Source organism: uncultured Devosia sp., from assembly GCF_964244875.1.
Taxonomy (GTDB): Bacteria; Pseudomonadota; Alphaproteobacteria; order Rhizobiales; family Devosiaceae; genus Devosia.
This window is the reverse complement of the sequence record NZ_CAXTKA010000017.1, coordinates 17,407-33,239: the sequence shown is the minus strand read 5'-3', so window position 1 is coordinate 33,239 and position 15,833 is coordinate 17,407. Positions and strand designations below refer to the sequence as shown.

The window sequence follows — 15,833 nt, the reverse complement described above, 5'->3', positions numbered from 1 at the left end:
GGTAAGTCGTTCAAGCCCCAGCGCGGATGACCAAGGCTTCGTCCAGCGTCATCGTGGTGTGGTGTTCCCAGCTTTCGTCCGTGTCGGGAAAGTCCTTGCGGAAATGGCCACCCCGGCTTTCCGTGCGTTTGAGGGCGGCCGCAGCAACCAGGGTCGCCGAGGTGGTCATGTTGAGATAGGCGCTGGTGACGTGTTCGGCGCGGGTTTCAAGCCAAGCGATGTCCTGCAATGCCTGCTTGAGGCCCTCGGCATCGCGCTCGACGCCGACCAGGTCCGTCATGATGCGGCGCAGCTTTTGAACGGCAGGCAGGTCGCGCAGCACCTGTTCAGCCTTTTCACCCTCGGCTTCGTTCCAGGCAATGCCCTTGAACGGCGCCAGATTGCCCACCGGTTCGAGCCCGCCGATGTCCTGGGCGATCCGGGCACCATAGACCGTGGCCTCGAGCAGGGAATTGGAAGCAAGCCGATTGGCGCCGTGAAGGCCGGTGCAACTGGCTTCGCCGCAGACCCAAAGGCCGGGTAGGGAAGAGCGTCCGCGCTCATCGACCTTGACGCCCCCCATGTGGAAATGGGCGGCAGGGGCAACCGGGATCATTCCCGTGACCGGATCGATGCCGGCTTCGAGGCAATATTTGGCGACAGTGGGAAAACGGGTGAGAATAGCTTCGCCCAGCACTTGACGGGTATCGAGGAAGACTTTCCGGCCCGCCTGGATTTGCCGGAAATTGGCCCGGGCGACAACGTCGCGGGGCGCCAGTTCGGCATCGGGGTGCAAAGCGGGCATGAAGCGCTCGCCCATATCGTTGACCAGGATGGCCCCTTCGCCGCGCAGGGCTTCGGTGGCGAGGGGCGCCGGATCAGCGCCCGTAGCGATAGCGGTGGGGTGGAATTGCACGAACTCGGCATCCCCGATCAAGGCACCGGCACGGGCCGCCATGCCCATGGCGTGCCCGCGCACGCCAGGTGGATTGGTGGTAACGGCATAAAGCCCGCCCAGCCCGCCGGCGGCCAGAACCGTCGCGCGGGCGCGAATGAACACCGGTTCGGAATAGCGGTCGCCCAGGCGGCGTCCGAACACCCCGACGATGCGGCCATTGTCGCGGGCCAGGCTGAGTGCGGTGATGCCCTCCACCACGCGGATGGATGGCGTGCGGCGCACCTCGGCGATGATGGCCTGCATGATGGCCCAGCCGGCCCGGTCGCCCTCGACCTTGACGATACGATTGGCCGAATGGGCGGCTTCGCGACCCAGCGCGTAATGGCCGAAATCGTCGCGATCGAACGGGGTGCCCCAGCGCGCGAGATCCTCGATGCGGGCGGCGGCTTCGGCGGTGACCGCCTCGGCAATGCCGTGATCGACAATGCCCGCGCCGGCCATCTCGGTATCGATCGCATGGGCGTGGCTGGTGTCGCCCTCGCCCACCGCCGCGGCGACCCCGCCCTGCGCCCAGGCCGAGGAAGCACCAAAGCCGAGTGGCTTGGGCGACAGGACGGTTACCGGACAGGGCGCCAGCTTGAGGGCGCAGAACAAGCCCGCGAGCCCCGCCCCGACGATCAGGGCGCCATCGGCATCAAGGGTGTTGTCGAAGGTGGTCATGATAGGAATTGTCCCGCTTGCAAGCCCGGTTCTTCTACGTAAGGTCATCGCCGTGGAAAAAATGGGGCGCGTGGTGATTGATACCGATGATGATGGCATGGGCGAAGAGGCCCAACGCGGGTTTGCCGCGGACCATGGTCTGGATGCCTATAGCAGTCTCTATCAGCTGGTGCTGGTCAGCTACGGGTATCGTTGCGCCCTGACCGGCGCGCATTTCGGGGCGCCCGCGTTGGAACTGCATGCCGAGCTCGAGGTGGAGGCCATTCAGCCGCGCGAGCAGGGCGGCCCACTCGCGATTGAAAATTATCTGCCGGTGGTGCATTCGCTGGCGCGGCCGTTCCGCGAAGGGCTGATCGCCGTGGAAGACGACTATCGCATCGTCGTGCCGCATCCCCATTTGCTGGATCAACGGGTGCTGGCGGGGTTGCGAGTTGGGCTGCTGGTGCCGGACGAAGCGATGTTTCGTCCCGGTACTGCGTTTCTGGCCTACCATCGCCGCTATGCCCTTGGCCGCTAATCGCCCTTGCGGCTCATGTCGATCATGCGCTCGACGGCAAGCCGGGCCGGTGCGATGATGGCGGGATCGACCGTGACCTCCTCGGTCATGGTGTGGAGCGACCACAGCACATTTTCAAGATTGATGCGCTTCATGTGCGGGCAGATATTGCAGCCGCGCAGGAAGTCGACGCCAGTGGTTTCGGATGCGACATTGTCGGACATCGAGCACTCGGTGACCATGACGACGCGGGCGGGTCTCTCGGTCTTGACCCAGTCGATCATCGCCGCCGTCGAACCGGAAAAATCCACGGCATCGATGACTTCAGGCGGGCATTCGGGATGTGCAATGATCTTGGCCGTGGGATAGGCGTGGCGCAGTTCGGAAATGTCCTCGGCGGTGAAGGTTTCGTGCACCTCGCAGGCGCCGGCCCAGGTGATGATCTTCTTGTGGGTCTTTTTGGCGGTGTTTTGCGCCAGGAACTGGTCGGGGATCATGATCACGGTATCGCCCTCGATCCGGTTGACGATGTCCGCGGCATTGGAGGACGTGCAGCAGACATCGGTCACCGCTTTGACCGCCGCCGAAGTGTTGACATAGGTCACGACCGGTACGCCCGGATACATGGCTTTCATCGCCAGCACGTCCTCGACGGTGATCGAAGAGGCCAGCGAGCAGCCGGCGCGGCTGTCGGGGATCAGTACTGTCTTGTCGGGATTGAGGAGTTTGGAGGTTTCGGCCATGAAGTGGACGCCGCACTGCACGATGACCGATTGCTTGACCTTGGTGGCCTCAATGGCCAGTTGCAGGCTATCGCCGACGATGTCGGCGACGCCGTGATAGATTTGCGGGGTCTGGTAATTGTGGGCCAGGATGACCGCGTCCTTCTCCCGTTTCAGCCGGTTGATGGCAAAGATCAGCGGCGCATAAAAGCTCCATTCGATCTGAGGAATCTTGTCCTTGACGCGCTCGAACACCTTATCGGTGGCGCGCTCGATGGCCTTGGAAAATTTCAGGTCATAGCACTGGCCAAGAATGGCCCTGGCGTCGGCAAGAGGCGTGAGGGCATTTATCGTCTGAACCATTCAATCAGCCTCGCGAGCCAGGGGCGCGAGAGGGAACCTAGGGATTTTCACCTTCGGTTTCAATCAAGAGGGTTGCGGGATTTTTGCCTAACCCCTAACCGTTCCTGCATAAGCCTTGACCCAAGCGGGAGTGCATCATGCCCCAAGACGCCGAAGCGATCCGCGCCATCCTGTCGTTGGCCCCCGTGGTGCCGGTCATCATCCTCGACGACGTGTTGCAGGCTCGACCGTTGGCTGAAGCGCTGGTGGCGGGGGGCCTGCCGATCCTGGAGGTGACGCTGCGCACGCCCAATGCGCTCAAGGTGATAGCGGAAATGGCCAAGGTCAAGGGGGCGATCGTGGGTTCGGGTACGGTGCGCAACGCCATCCACATGCAGCAATCGGTGGATGCGGGATGCCGGTTCATGGTGTCGCCGGGCATTTCGCCACGCATCCTGGATGCCGCCGACGATATCGGCATTCCCCTGTTGCCGGGTATCGGAACACCCAGCGAGGCGATGACAGCCAGCGATCGCGGCTACAGTTTCCTGAAATTCTTTCCAGCAGAGGCGCTGGGCGGCGCTCCGGTACTCAAGGCATTTGCATCCCCGCTTGCCGATATCAGGTTCTGCCCCACCGGCGGGCTCGATCCGGTCAAGGCCAGGAGCTACCTCGCACTGCCCAACGTCATCTGTGTGGGCGGCTCCTGGATGATGCCAGCCGATGCGCTGGCATCGGGCGATTGGGCGCGGATCGAGACACTGGCACACGAAGCTTCGGGCCTTCGAGGCTAGGCGATGGCCCCGGTGCCGGTGGATGGCCTGACGCATCTGCGGGTCACGCTGAGCGAAACGGCATATCTGGGGCCGGGACGGGCCGACCTTTTGGAACAGATCGGCAAGACCGGCTCCATCGCTGCCGCCGGCAAGGCGATGGGCATGAGCTACAAGCGGGCCTGGGGGCTGGTGCAGGCGCTCAATACCGGGTTTGGCCTGGTTTTGGTGGAGGCGAGCCGCGGCGGTAGCGGGCAAGGCGCGCAGTTGACTGCGGCGGGAGCACAAGTTTTAGCCCATTACCGGGCCATGCAAGACAAAACGCGAAGTGCCATTGCCCAGGATGTGAGTGCCTTGCGGCAGCTCATCGATATGTCCGCGCAGAAATAACGCTTGCGGGCTGGTCCGGCGTTTGCCAGAACCGATATTGTTCTTCAAACATATCGGGATCGAAGATGCACAAGATTTTGGCCGGAGGCGTATTGCTGGGCGTGTTGTTCGTGCCGCAGGCCTATGCCGAGACGGCAAGCGTTGCGGTGGCAGCCAACTTTACCGCGGTCGCCGAAAAGCTGGCCGAGGCATTCAAGACCGAGACCGGCGATGAAGTGACGCTGAGCTTTGGTGCAACTGGAGCGCTTTATACCCAGATCAGCCAAGGCGCACCGTTCGACATCCTGCTTGCGGCCGACGATACGCGCCCGGCCAAGGCCGTGGCCGATGGGCTGGGCGTGGAGGGCTCGGTGTTCACCTATGCGATCGGCTCGCTGGCACTTTACAGCACCGCCATTGATGTGAGCGATGGCGAAGCAGTGCTCAAGGCCGATGCGTTTGCCAAGATCGCCATCGCCGATCCAAAGACGGCGCCCTATGGCCTGGCCGCGATCGAATCGCTGACCAAGCTGGGCTTATTGGAGGCGATGACGCCCAAGTTCGTCACCGGCGAGAACATCACGCAGACGCTGCAGTTCGTGGACAGCGGCAATGCCGAGATTGGCTTCGTCGCGGCTAGCCAGGTGATCGGCAAGGACCATGTCTGGATCGTGCCGGCGCAACTGCACGAACCGATCAATCAGGACGCGGTGCTGCTCAAGACTGGCGCCGAGAACAAGGCCGCGACAGATTTCCTCGATTTCCTCAAGAGCGACGCCGCCATGGCTGTGATAGAAGCGTCGGGTTACAGCGTAAAATAGCGGGCCTGGTCGAATGAGCGTTGCCGAACTCTGGCCACCGATCAGCCTGACGCTGACTTTGGCCGGGATCAATACGCTCATCCTATCGCTGGTCGGTACGCCGATCGCCTGGTGGCTGGCTCGTAGTCAATGGGCCGGTCGCGAACTGGTGGGCGCAGTGGTGGCGCTGCCGCTGGTTCTGCCCCCCACCGTCCTCGGGTTCTACCTGCTGCTGGCGCTTGGTCCTTACGGGCCCGGCGGTTGGATCGCCGGCTTTTGGGGCGGACGGACACTGGCTTTCTCGTTTGGCGGCCTGGTCACCGGCTCGGTGTTTTATTCCATGCCCTTTATGGTCCAGCCTTTGCGCAACGCTTTTGCCGCCATCGGGGACGAGCCGCTGGAGGCGGCATCGTGCTTGGGTGCCAGCAATTGGCAGCGGTTCGTGCGGGTGGCGCTGCCGCTGGCGCGACCGGGATATATGACCGGCGCGGTAATGACCTTCGCCCATACGGTGGGCGAGTTTGGCGTGGTGCTGATGATCGGGGGCAATATTCCGGGTCAGACCAAGGTGCTGTCGATCTCGATCTATGATTATGTCGAGCGGCTCGAATGGAACACCGCCCATGTGCTGGCGCTGGGCATGGTGGTCTTCGCCTTCGTGGTCATCGCGGTGACCATGACGGTGGATCGACGCTCGTAATTACCACTGCCCTAGCTACCTGTCACCTCGTCCAGCATCGCCTTGGTAACGGTTTGCGTCGTGGAAAAGTAATCAGTCCAGGGATCGGGCTTCTGGGCGCGTTTGGCGGCCGCCGCGAGGGTAAACTGGTTGGCGGCCTTGATGGAGGGCAGTTCCTTCCAGCTCACCGGTACCGCGGCTGGTGCGCCCTGGCGGGAGCGGCTGGACCAGGGGGCGATGGCAGTGGAGCCGCGCTCATTGCGCAGATAGTCGATGAACAGCTTTCCCTTGCGCTTGGCCTTGCTCATATTGGCGACGAAGCGGTCGGGCTCCCGGTCGGCGAGCCGCTGGGCGATGCCTTTGCAGAAAGCCTTGATGTCGGGCCATTCCAGCTTGGGCACCAGGGGCGCGATGACGTGAACGCCCTTGCCACCGCTAATAAGGGGATAGCTGTGCAGGCCCAGATCCTCGAGCATTTTGGCGATATCACGGGCGGCGTCGCGGACATGCTCGAAACCCAGGCCCTCGTCGGGGTCGATGTCGAATATGATACGCTCGGGCTTCTCGATGTCTTTGGCGCGCGCGCCCCACAGATGCCATTCGAGCACATTCATCTGCGTGCCGCCGAGCAGGCCCGCGAGGTTATCGAGGTAAAAATAATCTTCCTTCTGGCCGTCCTTTTCGGTGATCAGGATGGACTTCATGACATCGGGGAAACCGCCGGTGTCATGCTTCTGGAAGAAGCAATATTTGGCCCGGCCCTGCGGGCAGCGCAGCAGGCTCAGGGGGCGGTTTTCGATATAGGGCAGCATGCGGTCGGCGACGGCTGCATAGTAGGCGGCAAGGTCGCCCTTGGTCACGCCCTGGCCTGGATAGATGATGCGATCTGGACTGGTGAAGTGGATGCCGGCGGCTTGGGCCGCCAGGATGCCGGCCTTGCTGTGCAGCGCCTCGGTCGGCGCGTCGTCAGGCACAGCAGGGGTTTCAAGGGCGATTTGGGCGGCCGGCTTGTCTTCGCGCAAGCCGAGGAATGAGGGGTGGCGCAAGACGCCATCGGGGGTGAACTCGGCGTAGCCGATTTCGGCGACCAGTTCGGGCGCCACCCAGCGGGCGTTGCGGGCGATGGGGCGGGGGACCTGGGCAAAGGGGTTGGTGTTGCGGGCACGGGCATCAAGCTGTTGCTGCAGCGCATCGGCCATCTCGACGGTAAAGCCGGTGCCGACGCGGCCGCGATAGATCAGCTTGCCGTCTTCCCAGGTGCCGATCAGCAAGGAAGCAAAGCTCTTCTTTTTTGTCGACGGCGACCAGCCGGCGATGACGAATTCCTGCCGCTTGGCGCATTTGACCTTGAGCCAGCCCCTGGTGCGCTCGCCGCGATAGGGGGCATTGGCCTGCTTGGCGATGATGCCTTCATGGCCCTCGGCGCAGATGGCGTCGAACACTTTCTGGCCATTGCCGGTCACGTGCGCGGAAAACTGCACCAGCGACGATTTCTCGATGGGACCGAGCAGCTTTTGAAGGCGAGCCTTGCGCTCCAGCAAAGGCAGCGCACGCAAATCCTCGCCGTCCTGTTCGAGCAGGTCGAAGACGAAATAGGTCAGCGCTCCGCCTGTCGACAGATGGTCCTTGAGCGTGGAAAAATCGGTGCGTCCCTTGCCGTCGAACGCGCAAAGTTCGCCATCGATCAGCGCGGTGCCGGGGGTCAACTTGCGAAGGGGCGCGGCAATGGCGTCGAATTGGTTGGACCAGTCCTTGCCGGTGCGGGTGTAGAGCTTGAGCTGATCGCCAGCCACGGCGGCGAGGCAGCGATAGCCGTCATACTTCATCTCGAATATCCAGTCGCTTCCCGCCGGGACTTCGGCGACCAGGGTGGCGAGCTGGGGCGCCTGGAACGCGGGCACCGTAGCGGCCTTGCCGCGTTTGTTCGCCTTTGCCCTGGGAGGCGGGACCGGGTTGTCCACGGCCTTGTCGTGGTCGGAATGCCAGACGGCATCGGCCGGGGTGGCAGTCTTTCTTTTCGGCTTGAGACCCTTGGCAATGTCGGCCAGATCGCGGCCGGTGGAGACCGAGGTGGTGAAGCGGGGCACCAGCGTCTCGGCGTCCTTGCTGTAGTCGTCCTGATGTTTGATCAAAAGCCAGTTCTCGCGGGCCGGGCCGGATTTGCGGCTGGTGTCGCGGCCTTTCATGTGCACCAGCACCCATTCGCCCTGCATGCGATGGCCGTGCAGGCGCATCTTGAGATCGCCCGAGGCAAGCCCGTCATGCGGATCGCCTTGCAGCGGCTCCCAGGTACCCTCGTCCCAGAGCATGACCGTGCCGCCGCCATATTCGCCCTCGGGAATGGTACCCTCGAACGTGCCGTAATCGAGCGGGTGGTCCTCGACGCGGACGGCCAGGCGCTTGTCGGCGGGATTGTCGGAGGGGCCCTTGGTGACGGCCCAGCTTTTCAGCACGCCGTCGAGCTCGATGCGAAAATCGAAGTGCAGGCGGGTGGCATCGTGTTTCTGGACGACGAATTTCAGGCTGGGTTGTTCGCCCACGTCGGCGGCAGCGTCGCCCGAGGGCTCTTGCGTCCTGGCGAAATCACGCTTGGCCTGGTATTCCTTGAGCAGGGTTTCAGCTTTGCCCGCCATGTCAGCTGGCCTTCTTGCGCGGTGCGGCCTTAGGGGCGGGCTTTTTGACCGGCGCGGGCTTGGGGCTCGATCCGCCTTCCAGGCTCGATTTCAGCGCTGCCATCAAATCGACCACGTTGGAGCCGGTCGGTTTGGTCTGGGCGGGTTCGTCCCGGGTGGAGATTTTCTTGCCCTTGGATTTGAGCTTGCGGGCGATCAGTTCGCGCAATGCGGCCTGGTAGTGGTCCTTGAAGATCTTGGCGTCGAACTTGGCGGTTTTCTTGTCGATCAGGGCGGTGGCGACCTCCAGCAGGTCCGGGTCGGCCTTCTTAGCGGAAATTTCTGAGAAGAAGGGATCGGATTTGCGGATTTCCTCCTCGTAATGGAGGGTTTCGAGCAGCAGCCCGGTGCCGGTGGGCTTGATGGCAACGAGATATTCCTTGCCGCGCAGGGCCAATTGGCCCAGCCCGACCTTCTGGCTCTGGCGCAGGGCATCGCGGATGACGCGAAAGGCGTCCTCGGCCAGCTCGTCGGCAGGCACGACGAAATAGGGCTTGTCGTAATAGATGGGGTCGATCTCGCAGGCGCCGACGAACTGGGTGAGCTCCAGCGTCTTGCGGGTTTCGAGCTTGACCGCGTCGATCTCGTCGTCGGTCAGCAGCACATAGTCGCCCTTTTCGTATTCGAAGCCTTTCATGATCTCGTCCTTATCCACGGGACCGACGCCAGCCACCACTTTTTCATAGTTGATGGGCTTGCCGGTGGGTTCGTGGATCTGGCGGAAGGACGGCTTGGCATTGGTCTTGGTGGCCGTGTAGAGCTCGACGGCGATGGAAACGAGGGAAAGCCGCAATTGGCCTTTCCAGATGGGACGTGACGCTGGCATGGCGGGCTCTTGGCGTGGTTTGCTCCTGCCAGCAACGGTTGCGAACAGGGCTTCGTTCCCGCCCGCGCGCCGTTGCGCGCAACCAAACGCAACCATAAGCTCCCGCCCATGAAGACCAAGGGAGAATCAGCGATGGACATATTGGGGGGCTTCGCGCTCGATGGGCTGAGCATTACGCTGATCGGGCTCGGCATCCTGGCGCTGCTGGTGCTGTTCGCCGGCGCCAAGACGGTGCCGCAGGGCTATAATTTCACGGTCGAGCGGTTCGGCAAATATACCCGCACGCTCAAGCCGGGCCTCAATGTTATCGTGCCGTTCATCGATGGCATCGGCAAAAAGATCAACGTCATGGAACAGGTGCTCGACGTGCCCCACCAGGAGGTGATCACGCGCGACAATGCCTCGATCACGGCCAATGGCGTGACGTTCTATCAGATTCTGGATGCCGCGGCGGCGGCCTATGAGGTGTCCAATCTAGAAAACGCCATCCTTAACCTGACCATGACCAATATCCGCACGGTGATGGGCTCGATGGACCTGGACGAACTGCTGTCCAACCGCGACGAGATCAATCATCGCCTGCTCAAGGTGGTGGATACCGCCGTATCGCCCTGGGGCGTCAAGATTACCCGCATCGAGATCAAGGATATCGATCCGCCCAAGGATCTCGTGGATTCGATGGGCCGGCAGATGAAGGCGGAACGCGAAAAGCGCGCCGCGATCCTGGAAGCCGAGGGGCGCCGGCAGTCCGCAATCCTGCAGGCCGAGGGCGCCAAGCAGGCGCAGGTGCTGGAAGCCGAGGGCCGCAAGGAAGCAGCGTTCCGCGATGCCGAAGCACGGGAACGCTCGGCGGAGGCGGAAGCCAAGGCGACCAGCATGGTCAGCGAGGCCATTGCCAGCGGCAGCGTGCAGGCGATCAACTATTTCGTGGCCAATAATTACATCAAGGCGCTGGAGGGGATCGCGACCTCGCCCAACCAGAAGGTCCTGATGCTGCCGCTGGAAGCGGCCAGCGTCATCGGCTCGATCGGCGGCATTGCCGAAATTGCCCGCGAGACCTTTGGCGGCTCCTCCCCGAGCACGCCGCGCAGGGGCCGCCCGCCTTCCGTTACGCCCGGGCAAAGCTGAGGGCGCGCGATGCAGCTCATCGACTTCATCGGCGGCTATGGCGCCTGGTCGTGGATGGTGGCCGGCATTATCCTTTTGGCGCTCGAATTGGTGGCGCCGGGCGGCTTCCTGTTATGGATGGGCGTGGCAGGGGTCGTCACCGGCCTGATGGTGCTGTTCCAGCCCATTGCCTGGCCGCTGCAGTGGCTGATCTTCGGCTTGCTGTCCCTGCTGTCGATCTTTGCCTGGCTGCGCTGGCAACGCGGCCGGGTCGTGCAGAGCGATCGCCCCTATCTCAACCGCCGCGCCGATCGCTTCATAGGGCAGGAGGGCGTGCTGACCGAACCGCTGGTGGGCGGGTTCGGCCGGCTCGTGCTCGACGATACGGTATGGCGGATCGCCGGTCCCGACCTGCCCGCCGGACAGCGCATCAGGATCATCGGCAATGAGGGCGCCGTGCTCAGGATCGAGGCGATCTAGCGGGCGGGCCGTCAGACATTCCGAAAGAGTTCGTTAACCATAAGCTGCAAGGATCGCGACGCGGTTATTACGCGCCCGGCGGGGTGCGTCCGCGTTATTCATGATGGGAGCCAGGTCCTTGCCCTTGCGGTCATTCCTGCAGATCGGGCAATGCGGCGCTGCCAGCGTGCTGTGCGTGTTGGGATTGGCCGGTCCGGTGCTGGGACAATCGCGCCTGGGTGGTGGTGACGGTTCGGGTACAGACAATCTGCGGCTGTTGCCAGGAGTTTATCCGGCGACCCCGACCGAGGCGTTGCCGATCGATTTTGGCGGGCTGCGCGAGCCCTATGACCCCTACTTCAACATCGACTGGTCCGTGGCATTGCGCGGCGCCTATACCACGACGGATGATGGCGAACAGTATGACGTGCTGCTGGTGCCCGAGGTCAATCTCGAGCATGTCGGGTCGCGCTCACAGATTGCGCTGGACGCCAGCGCGGAGATCGACCAGCCGGTCGACGGCGAAATCAATGTCAGTGGCTTGCGGCTGGGGCTGACGACCGGTTATGCGGTCGACAGCGTGACGGCGCTGGAGGCCAATGCCGATCTGTCGGTGACACGGGAGCGGTCGGGTACGCCCGGGCTGGACAGCGATATCGTGGAGGCGCCGCAAACTATCGTCGGCAGTGTCGATGGTGGGATCACGCGGCAGTTCGGGCGCTTCAATGTGGGAGTAACCGGGGGTATCGAGCGCTCGATATATGGCGACACGACGCTCAGTGGTGGCGTGGTGCGGGACAATAGCGAACAGGATTTGTGGACGCTGGACAGCGGCTTGCGCATCGGCTTTCAGGCGACACCGATCTTTGAGGTGTTCGCGGAAGCTGGCCTCGGGCGCGAGGCGTTCGATCATCCCTCGTCGGTACTGCTGCTCAGGCCCGATGCTACCAATTGGTCGATCAAGACCGGCGTAGCTGGACAATGGAGCAGCGTCCTGGCCGCCGAAGCCTCGGTCGGGTTGGGCCTGCGCCGGTTCGATGCGGCCAGCCTGGGCGATGTGCGATCGCAACTCTATGATGCGCGGTTGGTGTTCACCCCCGATCCCACCTGGCGGTTTACGGCGGGTCTTGCAACCGACATCGCCCCACCGGGACCAGACGCCGAAGGGACGACGCGGGTGCAATATGCGGTCAATGCCGACGTCAACTACACGGTCAATTCCTGGCTGGTGTTGCGCGCATTGGCCGATTGGAAAACGGCCCGGTTCGATGGTGGCGGTGATACCGAAACCGGCCATGGCTATGGGCTTGGCGCCGACTATAACCTGAACGCCCATACGGCGCTCACCGCCGATTACGGCTATGATTATTCGAACTCCGCAACGGACGGTCCTGAAGATAGCCACCGGGTTACCCTCGGGGTCACGGTGGCGCGTTAGGGTTGGATTTGGAATTTCGCCGTAAAGCTATTTCAACTTCTTCGCCATAGTAGTGCGCAGTCAGCGTCCCAGCGGTTGGAGTTACCCATGGCAGTCCTCGTTACCGGCGGCGCCGGCTATATCGGCAGCCATATGGTGCTCAACCTGACCGATGCCGGAGAGCGCGTGGTCGTGCTCGACAATCTGGTCACGGGCTTTGACTGGGCGATCGACGGACGGGCGCAGTTCGTGCAAGGCTCGGCTGGAGATGTCGAACTGGTGCAACGCCTAGTGGGGGAGCACGGCATCACCGAGATCATCCATTTTGCCGGCTCCATCGTGGTGCCGGAATCGGTGGTCGATCCGCTCAAGTATTACGCCAACAATACTGCGATTTCGCGCAATCTGCTGGAGGCGGCGGTCAAAGCCGGGGTGAAACATTTCATTTTCTCGTCCACGGCGGCGGTCTATGGCATGACGGGCCTGGCGCCGGTGGTAGAGGAGACGCCGCTGTCGCCCATGTCACCCTATGGCCGCTCCAAGCTGATGACCGAGTGGATGCTGGCCGATGTGGCGGCGGCGCATCCGATCACCTATGGCGTGCTGCGCTATTTCAACGTCGCGGGTGCCGATCCAGGCAAGCGCAGCGGACAATCGACGCCATTCGCGACCCATCTGATCAAGGTGGCGGCGCAGACGGCGCTGGGTCAACGTGCGAAAATGGACATCTTTGGCACCGATTACGAAACGCCGGACGGCACCTGCGTGCGCGACTACATCCATGTGACCGACCTGATTGCGGCCCATGCGCTGTTGCTCAAGCATCTGCGCGGGGGCGGCGACAGCACGACGCTCAATTGCGCCTATGGGCAGGGTTATTCGGTGCGCCAGGTGGTCGACACGGTCAAGTCGGTTTCGGGTGTCGACTTTCAGGTAGATGAAAGCCCGCGCCGGCCGGGCGATCCGGCTTCGGTCACGGCGACAGGCGCAAAAGTCCGCTCCATGCTTGGTTGGATGCCACAGCATGACGATCTGCGCGAAATCGTGGAGTCGGCCTATGCATGGGAGCGGCATCTGATGGTGCGCAACCGCTAGACATTGCCCGTCGGGTGGGGATCGTGTTCATGACCAAGACTATCGTCGCGGTGTTGCTGTCGCTGCTTTTGGCATCGGCGGCGAGGGCGCAACCGGTCGAGAGTTTCCAGAGCTTCATTGCCGGTTTCGAGAGTAAAGCCGTCGCGGCGGGGGTGAGCCAGAATATTTATCGGGCGGCGATGGGCGGGTTGACGCCCGATCCCAAAATGCCGGCGCTGGTCAGCGGACAGCCTGAATTCACCACGCCGATCTGGGACTATATCGAAGGGCGGGTCAGCGCTGGACGGGTGGCGCGCGGCAAGGCAGCGATCGAGCGCAATGGGCAGTTGTTCGCGGCGGTTGGAGCGCATTACGGCGTCGATCCGTATATCCTGGGGGCGATCTGGGGGATTGAAACCGATTTCGGCGCGGTGCTGGACGATCCCGGGCTGATCCGGCCGATCGTGCGCTCGCTGGCAACGCTGGTGCATCAGCGGCGTACAAGGCTGGCTGAGGATGAGGGTGATTTGATCGCAGCGCTGTTGCTGGTGCAGCAGGGGCCGCTGGATGGGCAGAGCCTCGTCGGATCATGGGCCGGGGCGATCGGGCATTTGCAGGTCAATCCATCCAATGTGCTCAAATACGGCACGGACGGCGATGGGGACGGTCAGGTGGATCTGCAGCATTCGTTGGCCGATGCGCTGGCGACGAGCGCCGTCTATCTGCGGGGTCTAGGATATTTGCCCGGGGCGGACTGGGGGTTCGAGGTCACGGTGCCGGCGGGGTTCGACTATCTGCTGGCGAGCCGGGACAGCTTGCGGCCGGTGTCGTTTTTCGCCGAGCGGGGGATCACCAGGGTCAACGGGCGGGCCTTTGCGGACGCCGGCATGCCGGTTTTCCTCTACGTGCCGGCAGGCAAGGACGGGCCGAAATTCCTGATGACGCAGAACTACCTGGTGCTGAAGGGATATAATTTCTCGGACAGCTATGCCATGGCGGTGGCGCATCTGGCCGATCGGCTGAAGGGCGGCGGCGGGTTCGTCGATGACTGGCCACGCCAGACGGTGTTTCCCGATCTGGGGCAGCGCAAGGGCATTCAGCAGGCGCTGATCGATCTGGGGCTGTACCGGGGCGCGGTGGACGGGCGGATCGGGCCGATCAGCCAGCAGGCCTATGCGCGGTTCCAGGCGGCGCGGGGGGAGGTCGCCGATGGGTTCATTACCCGGGCCGCCTATGAGGACCTCGTGGCGGCGACACGATAAGTTCGGCGTGAGCGAACTGGCTCGGATGGCGCCGATGCGTTAGAAATCGGGGGATTTTTCAAGGACCGATATGATCCGCGTCATTGCCGCCATCGTTCTGTTCAGCCTGGTCGTGGTCGACATCGCGCCGGTGTTCGCACAGGATTCTGGCACGATGGTCGTGGCGCAGGACCAAAAGCGGCGCACCCTGTTCGACCTGCTGTTTGGGGAGGAGCCGGCGGCGGCGCCACCGGTGGAGCAGCCGCAGCAGCCACGGCGGACCACGCCGCGGCCCACAGCCAGCTTGCCGCCGCCCCTGCCCGAAGTGAGCAAGGCGCAGAACGCCACCAGGCTAGCGGTGTTCGGGGACTCCATGGCGGTGGACCTGAGCAAGGGGTTGGAGCGGTTTTACGCGGACGATCCCAATCTGGTGGTGATCGACCAGGGGGTGGGATCGTCCGGCTTCGTGCGTGCCGACTATTTCGACTGGGACAAGGCGGTGGCCGAGCAGATCGCGGCCAATAGCTTCGATCTGGCGGTGGTGATGATCGGCGTCAACGACCGTCAGGAGATCAGCGCGGACGGGCAGAGCTATCCGGCACTGAGCGAAGGCTGGAAAGCGGCCTATCAAAGGCGGCTGGTGAGCTTTCTCGATAAGCTGCGGGCGGCGGGCAAGCCAGTGATCTGGATCGGCCTGCCGCCCATGAGCAAGACCGAATATTCGGCGGCCCTGGCGCAGATCAGCGCGATACAGCGGCTGGCCAGTTTTTCGAGCGGCGCGGAATATCTTGATATCTATGAGCGTTTTCTGGGCGAGGACGGAAAGTTTTCGTCCTATGGCCCAGATGTCAACGGGCAGAGCGCCCGGATGCGCAAGGATGACGGTATCCATTTTTCCTCGGCCGGCGCCGACAAGCTGGCCTTTTACCTGAGCCAGTCGATCCGCACGTTTTATCGCGGGGGCGGGATGACGGTGGAGGTGGGCGATCCGCTGGCGGGTACCGATGCCGCGGCAATGGTGCGATTGCCTTATCAAGGATTGGGGCAGATCCGGTTGCTGGAGGTGGCCGGTGCGGTCATTCCGCTGACGCGTTCGCCCAACCGCGCCGGGGACCTGCTGAGCGCGGGCAGCGTGGCGCCGCCGGCGGCGCCGTTCACGCTGGAGCAATTGATGCGCGCGCCGATGGGCCGCGTGGATGCGTTCGGCGTGGGGGTCGATCCTGCCGAGACCGTGGAGAATGCTGCCGGACGCTAGGCCC

General features: G+C 63.1%; 15 protein-coding genes. 11 read left to right on the top strand and 4 right to left on the bottom strand.

Going from position 1 to position 15,833, the window contains the following annotated elements:
- Positions 1 to 10: 10 nt before the first annotated feature.
- Positions 11 to 1,597 carry an L-aspartate oxidase gene (locus ACFE8X_RS16380; RefSeq protein WP_375452566.1) on the bottom strand — a complete coding sequence of 529 codons (1,587 nt, stop codon included), beginning with the start codon at positions 1,595 to 1,597 and terminating at the stop codon, positions 11 to 13.
- Here ACFE8X_RS16380 and ACFE8X_RS16375 point away from each other — a divergent pair.
- Positions 1,581 to 2,114, top strand: a complete 534-nt coding sequence (locus ACFE8X_RS16375) for a hypothetical protein (protein WP_375452565.1) — start codon at positions 1,581 to 1,583, stop codon at positions 2,112 to 2,114. The genes ACFE8X_RS16380 and ACFE8X_RS16375 overlap by 17 nt on opposite strands.
- On the opposite strand, the gene nadA is transcribed toward ACFE8X_RS16375, so the two are convergent.
- Positions 2,111 to 3,178 (bottom strand): quinolinate synthase NadA, encoded by a 1,068-nt coding sequence (gene nadA / locus ACFE8X_RS16370; RefSeq protein WP_375452564.1) that lies wholly within the window; start codon positions 3,176 to 3,178, stop codon positions 2,111 to 2,113. The genes ACFE8X_RS16375 and nadA overlap by 4 nt on opposite strands.
- 137 nt (positions 3,179 to 3,315) lie before the next feature.
- Here nadA and eda point away from each other — a divergent pair, with 137 nt between their 5' ends.
- The 4 genes from eda (at position 3,316) to modB (ending at position 5,799) form a co-directional block, all read left to right on the top strand.
- Positions 3,316 to 3,951, top strand: coding sequence for a bifunctional 4-hydroxy-2-oxoglutarate aldolase/2-dehydro-3-deoxy-phosphogluconate aldolase (gene eda / locus ACFE8X_RS16365; RefSeq protein ID WP_375452563.1), 636 nt, complete (start codon positions 3,316 to 3,318; stop codon positions 3,949 to 3,951).
- A 3-nt stretch (positions 3,952 to 3,954) separates the two neighbouring features.
- Complete coding sequence (locus ACFE8X_RS16360; RefSeq protein WP_375452562.1) at positions 3,955 to 4,320, top strand: winged helix-turn-helix domain-containing protein; 366 nt, start codon at positions 3,955 to 3,957, stop codon at positions 4,318 to 4,320.
- A gap of 65 nt (positions 4,321 to 4,385) precedes the next feature.
- Positions 4,386 to 5,120 carry a molybdate ABC transporter substrate-binding protein gene (modA, locus tag ACFE8X_RS16355; protein ID WP_375452561.1) on the top strand — a complete coding sequence of 245 codons (735 nt, stop codon included), beginning with the start codon at positions 4,386 to 4,388 and terminating at the stop codon, positions 5,118 to 5,120.
- 13 nt (positions 5,121 to 5,133) lie between these two features.
- Positions 5,134 to 5,799: a molybdate ABC transporter permease subunit gene (gene modB, locus ACFE8X_RS16350; protein WP_375452560.1), complete on the top strand. Its 666-nt coding sequence runs from the start codon at positions 5,134 to 5,136 to the stop codon at positions 5,797 to 5,799.
- An 11-nt stretch (positions 5,800 to 5,810) separates the two neighbouring features.
- On the opposite strand, the gene ligD is transcribed toward modB, so the two are convergent.
- Together ligD and ACFE8X_RS16340 are read right to left on the bottom strand one after the other, a co-directional pair.
- Positions 5,811 to 8,411 (bottom strand): DNA ligase D, encoded by a 2,601-nt coding sequence (gene ligD / locus ACFE8X_RS16345; protein WP_375452559.1) that lies wholly within the window; start codon positions 8,409 to 8,411, stop codon positions 5,811 to 5,813.
- Between the two features lies 1 nt (position 8,412).
- Entirely contained in the window at positions 8,413 to 9,276 is an 864-nt protein-coding gene (locus ACFE8X_RS16340) for a Ku protein (RefSeq protein WP_375452558.1), read from the bottom strand.
- A gap of 132 nt (positions 9,277 to 9,408) precedes the next feature.
- On the opposite strand from ACFE8X_RS16340, the gene ACFE8X_RS16335 reads away from it, so the two are divergent.
- The 6 genes from ACFE8X_RS16335 to ACFE8X_RS16310 all read left to right on the top strand — a co-directional run bounded on the left by ACFE8X_RS16335 (position 9,409) and on the right by ACFE8X_RS16310 (position 15,829).
- Positions 9,409 to 10,404 carry an SPFH domain-containing protein gene (locus ACFE8X_RS16335; RefSeq protein WP_375452557.1) on the top strand — a complete coding sequence of 332 codons (996 nt, stop codon included), beginning with the start codon at positions 9,409 to 9,411 and terminating at the stop codon, positions 10,402 to 10,404.
- Positions 10,405 to 10,413: 9 nt separating this feature from the next.
- Positions 10,414 to 10,863, top strand: coding sequence for an NfeD family protein (locus ACFE8X_RS16330; protein ID WP_375452556.1), 450 nt, complete (start codon positions 10,414 to 10,416; stop codon positions 10,861 to 10,863).
- Between the two features lie 118 nt (positions 10,864 to 10,981).
- Positions 10,982 to 12,280, top strand: a complete 1,299-nt coding sequence (locus tag ACFE8X_RS16325; protein WP_375452555.1) for an outer membrane beta-barrel protein — start codon at positions 10,982 to 10,984, stop codon at positions 12,278 to 12,280.
- An 87-nt stretch (positions 12,281 to 12,367) separates the two neighbouring features.
- A complete protein-coding gene (gene galE / locus ACFE8X_RS16320; protein WP_375452554.1) occupies positions 12,368 to 13,354 on the top strand; it encodes a UDP-glucose 4-epimerase GalE in 987 nt (328 codons plus the stop codon).
- Positions 13,355 to 13,383: 29 nt separating this feature from the next.
- Entirely contained in the window at positions 13,384 to 14,595 is a 1,212-nt protein-coding gene (locus ACFE8X_RS16315) for a lytic murein transglycosylase (protein WP_375452553.1), read from the top strand.
- A 70-nt stretch (positions 14,596 to 14,665) separates the two neighbouring features.
- Positions 14,666 to 15,829 (top strand): DUF459 domain-containing protein, encoded by a 1,164-nt coding sequence (locus ACFE8X_RS16310; protein WP_375452552.1) that lies wholly within the window; start codon positions 14,666 to 14,668, stop codon positions 15,827 to 15,829.
- Positions 15,830 to 15,833 lie beyond the last annotated feature (4 nt).

Coding starts and splice junctions, on each gene's coding strand:
- modB (WP_375452560.1), top strand. CDS start 5,134: ATGAGCGTTGCCGAACTCTGGCCACCGATCAGCCTGACGCTGACTTTG.
- ACFE8X_RS16310 (WP_375452552.1), top strand. CDS start 14,666: ATGATCCGCGTCATTGCCGCCATCGTTCTGTTCAGCCTGGTCGTGGTC.
- eda (WP_375452563.1), top strand. CDS start 3,316: ATGCCCCAAGACGCCGAAGCGATCCGCGCCATCCTGTCGTTGGCCCCC.
- ligD (WP_375452559.1), bottom strand. CDS start 8,411: ATGGCGGGCAAAGCTGAAACCCTGCTCAAGGAATACCAGGCCAAGCGT.
- ACFE8X_RS16335 (WP_375452557.1), top strand. CDS start 9,409: ATGGACATATTGGGGGGCTTCGCGCTCGATGGGCTGAGCATTACGCTG.
- galE (WP_375452554.1), top strand. CDS start 12,368: ATGGCAGTCCTCGTTACCGGCGGCGCCGGCTATATCGGCAGCCATATG.
- ACFE8X_RS16330 (WP_375452556.1), top strand. CDS start 10,414: ATGCAGCTCATCGACTTCATCGGCGGCTATGGCGCCTGGTCGTGGATG.
- modA (WP_375452561.1), top strand. CDS start 4,386: ATGCACAAGATTTTGGCCGGAGGCGTATTGCTGGGCGTGTTGTTCGTG.
- ACFE8X_RS16340 (WP_375452558.1), bottom strand. CDS start 9,276: ATGCCAGCGTCACGTCCCATCTGGAAAGGCCAATTGCGGCTTTCCCTC.
- ACFE8X_RS16360 (WP_375452562.1), top strand. CDS start 3,955: ATGGCCCCGGTGCCGGTGGATGGCCTGACGCATCTGCGGGTCACGCTG.
- ACFE8X_RS16380 (WP_375452566.1), bottom strand. CDS start 1,597: ATGACCACCTTCGACAACACCCTTGATGCCGATGGCGCCCTGATCGTC.
- ACFE8X_RS16315 (WP_375452553.1), top strand. CDS start 13,384: ATGACCAAGACTATCGTCGCGGTGTTGCTGTCGCTGCTTTTGGCATCG.
- nadA (WP_375452564.1), bottom strand. CDS start 3,178: ATGGTTCAGACGATAAATGCCCTCACGCCTCTTGCCGACGCCAGGGCC.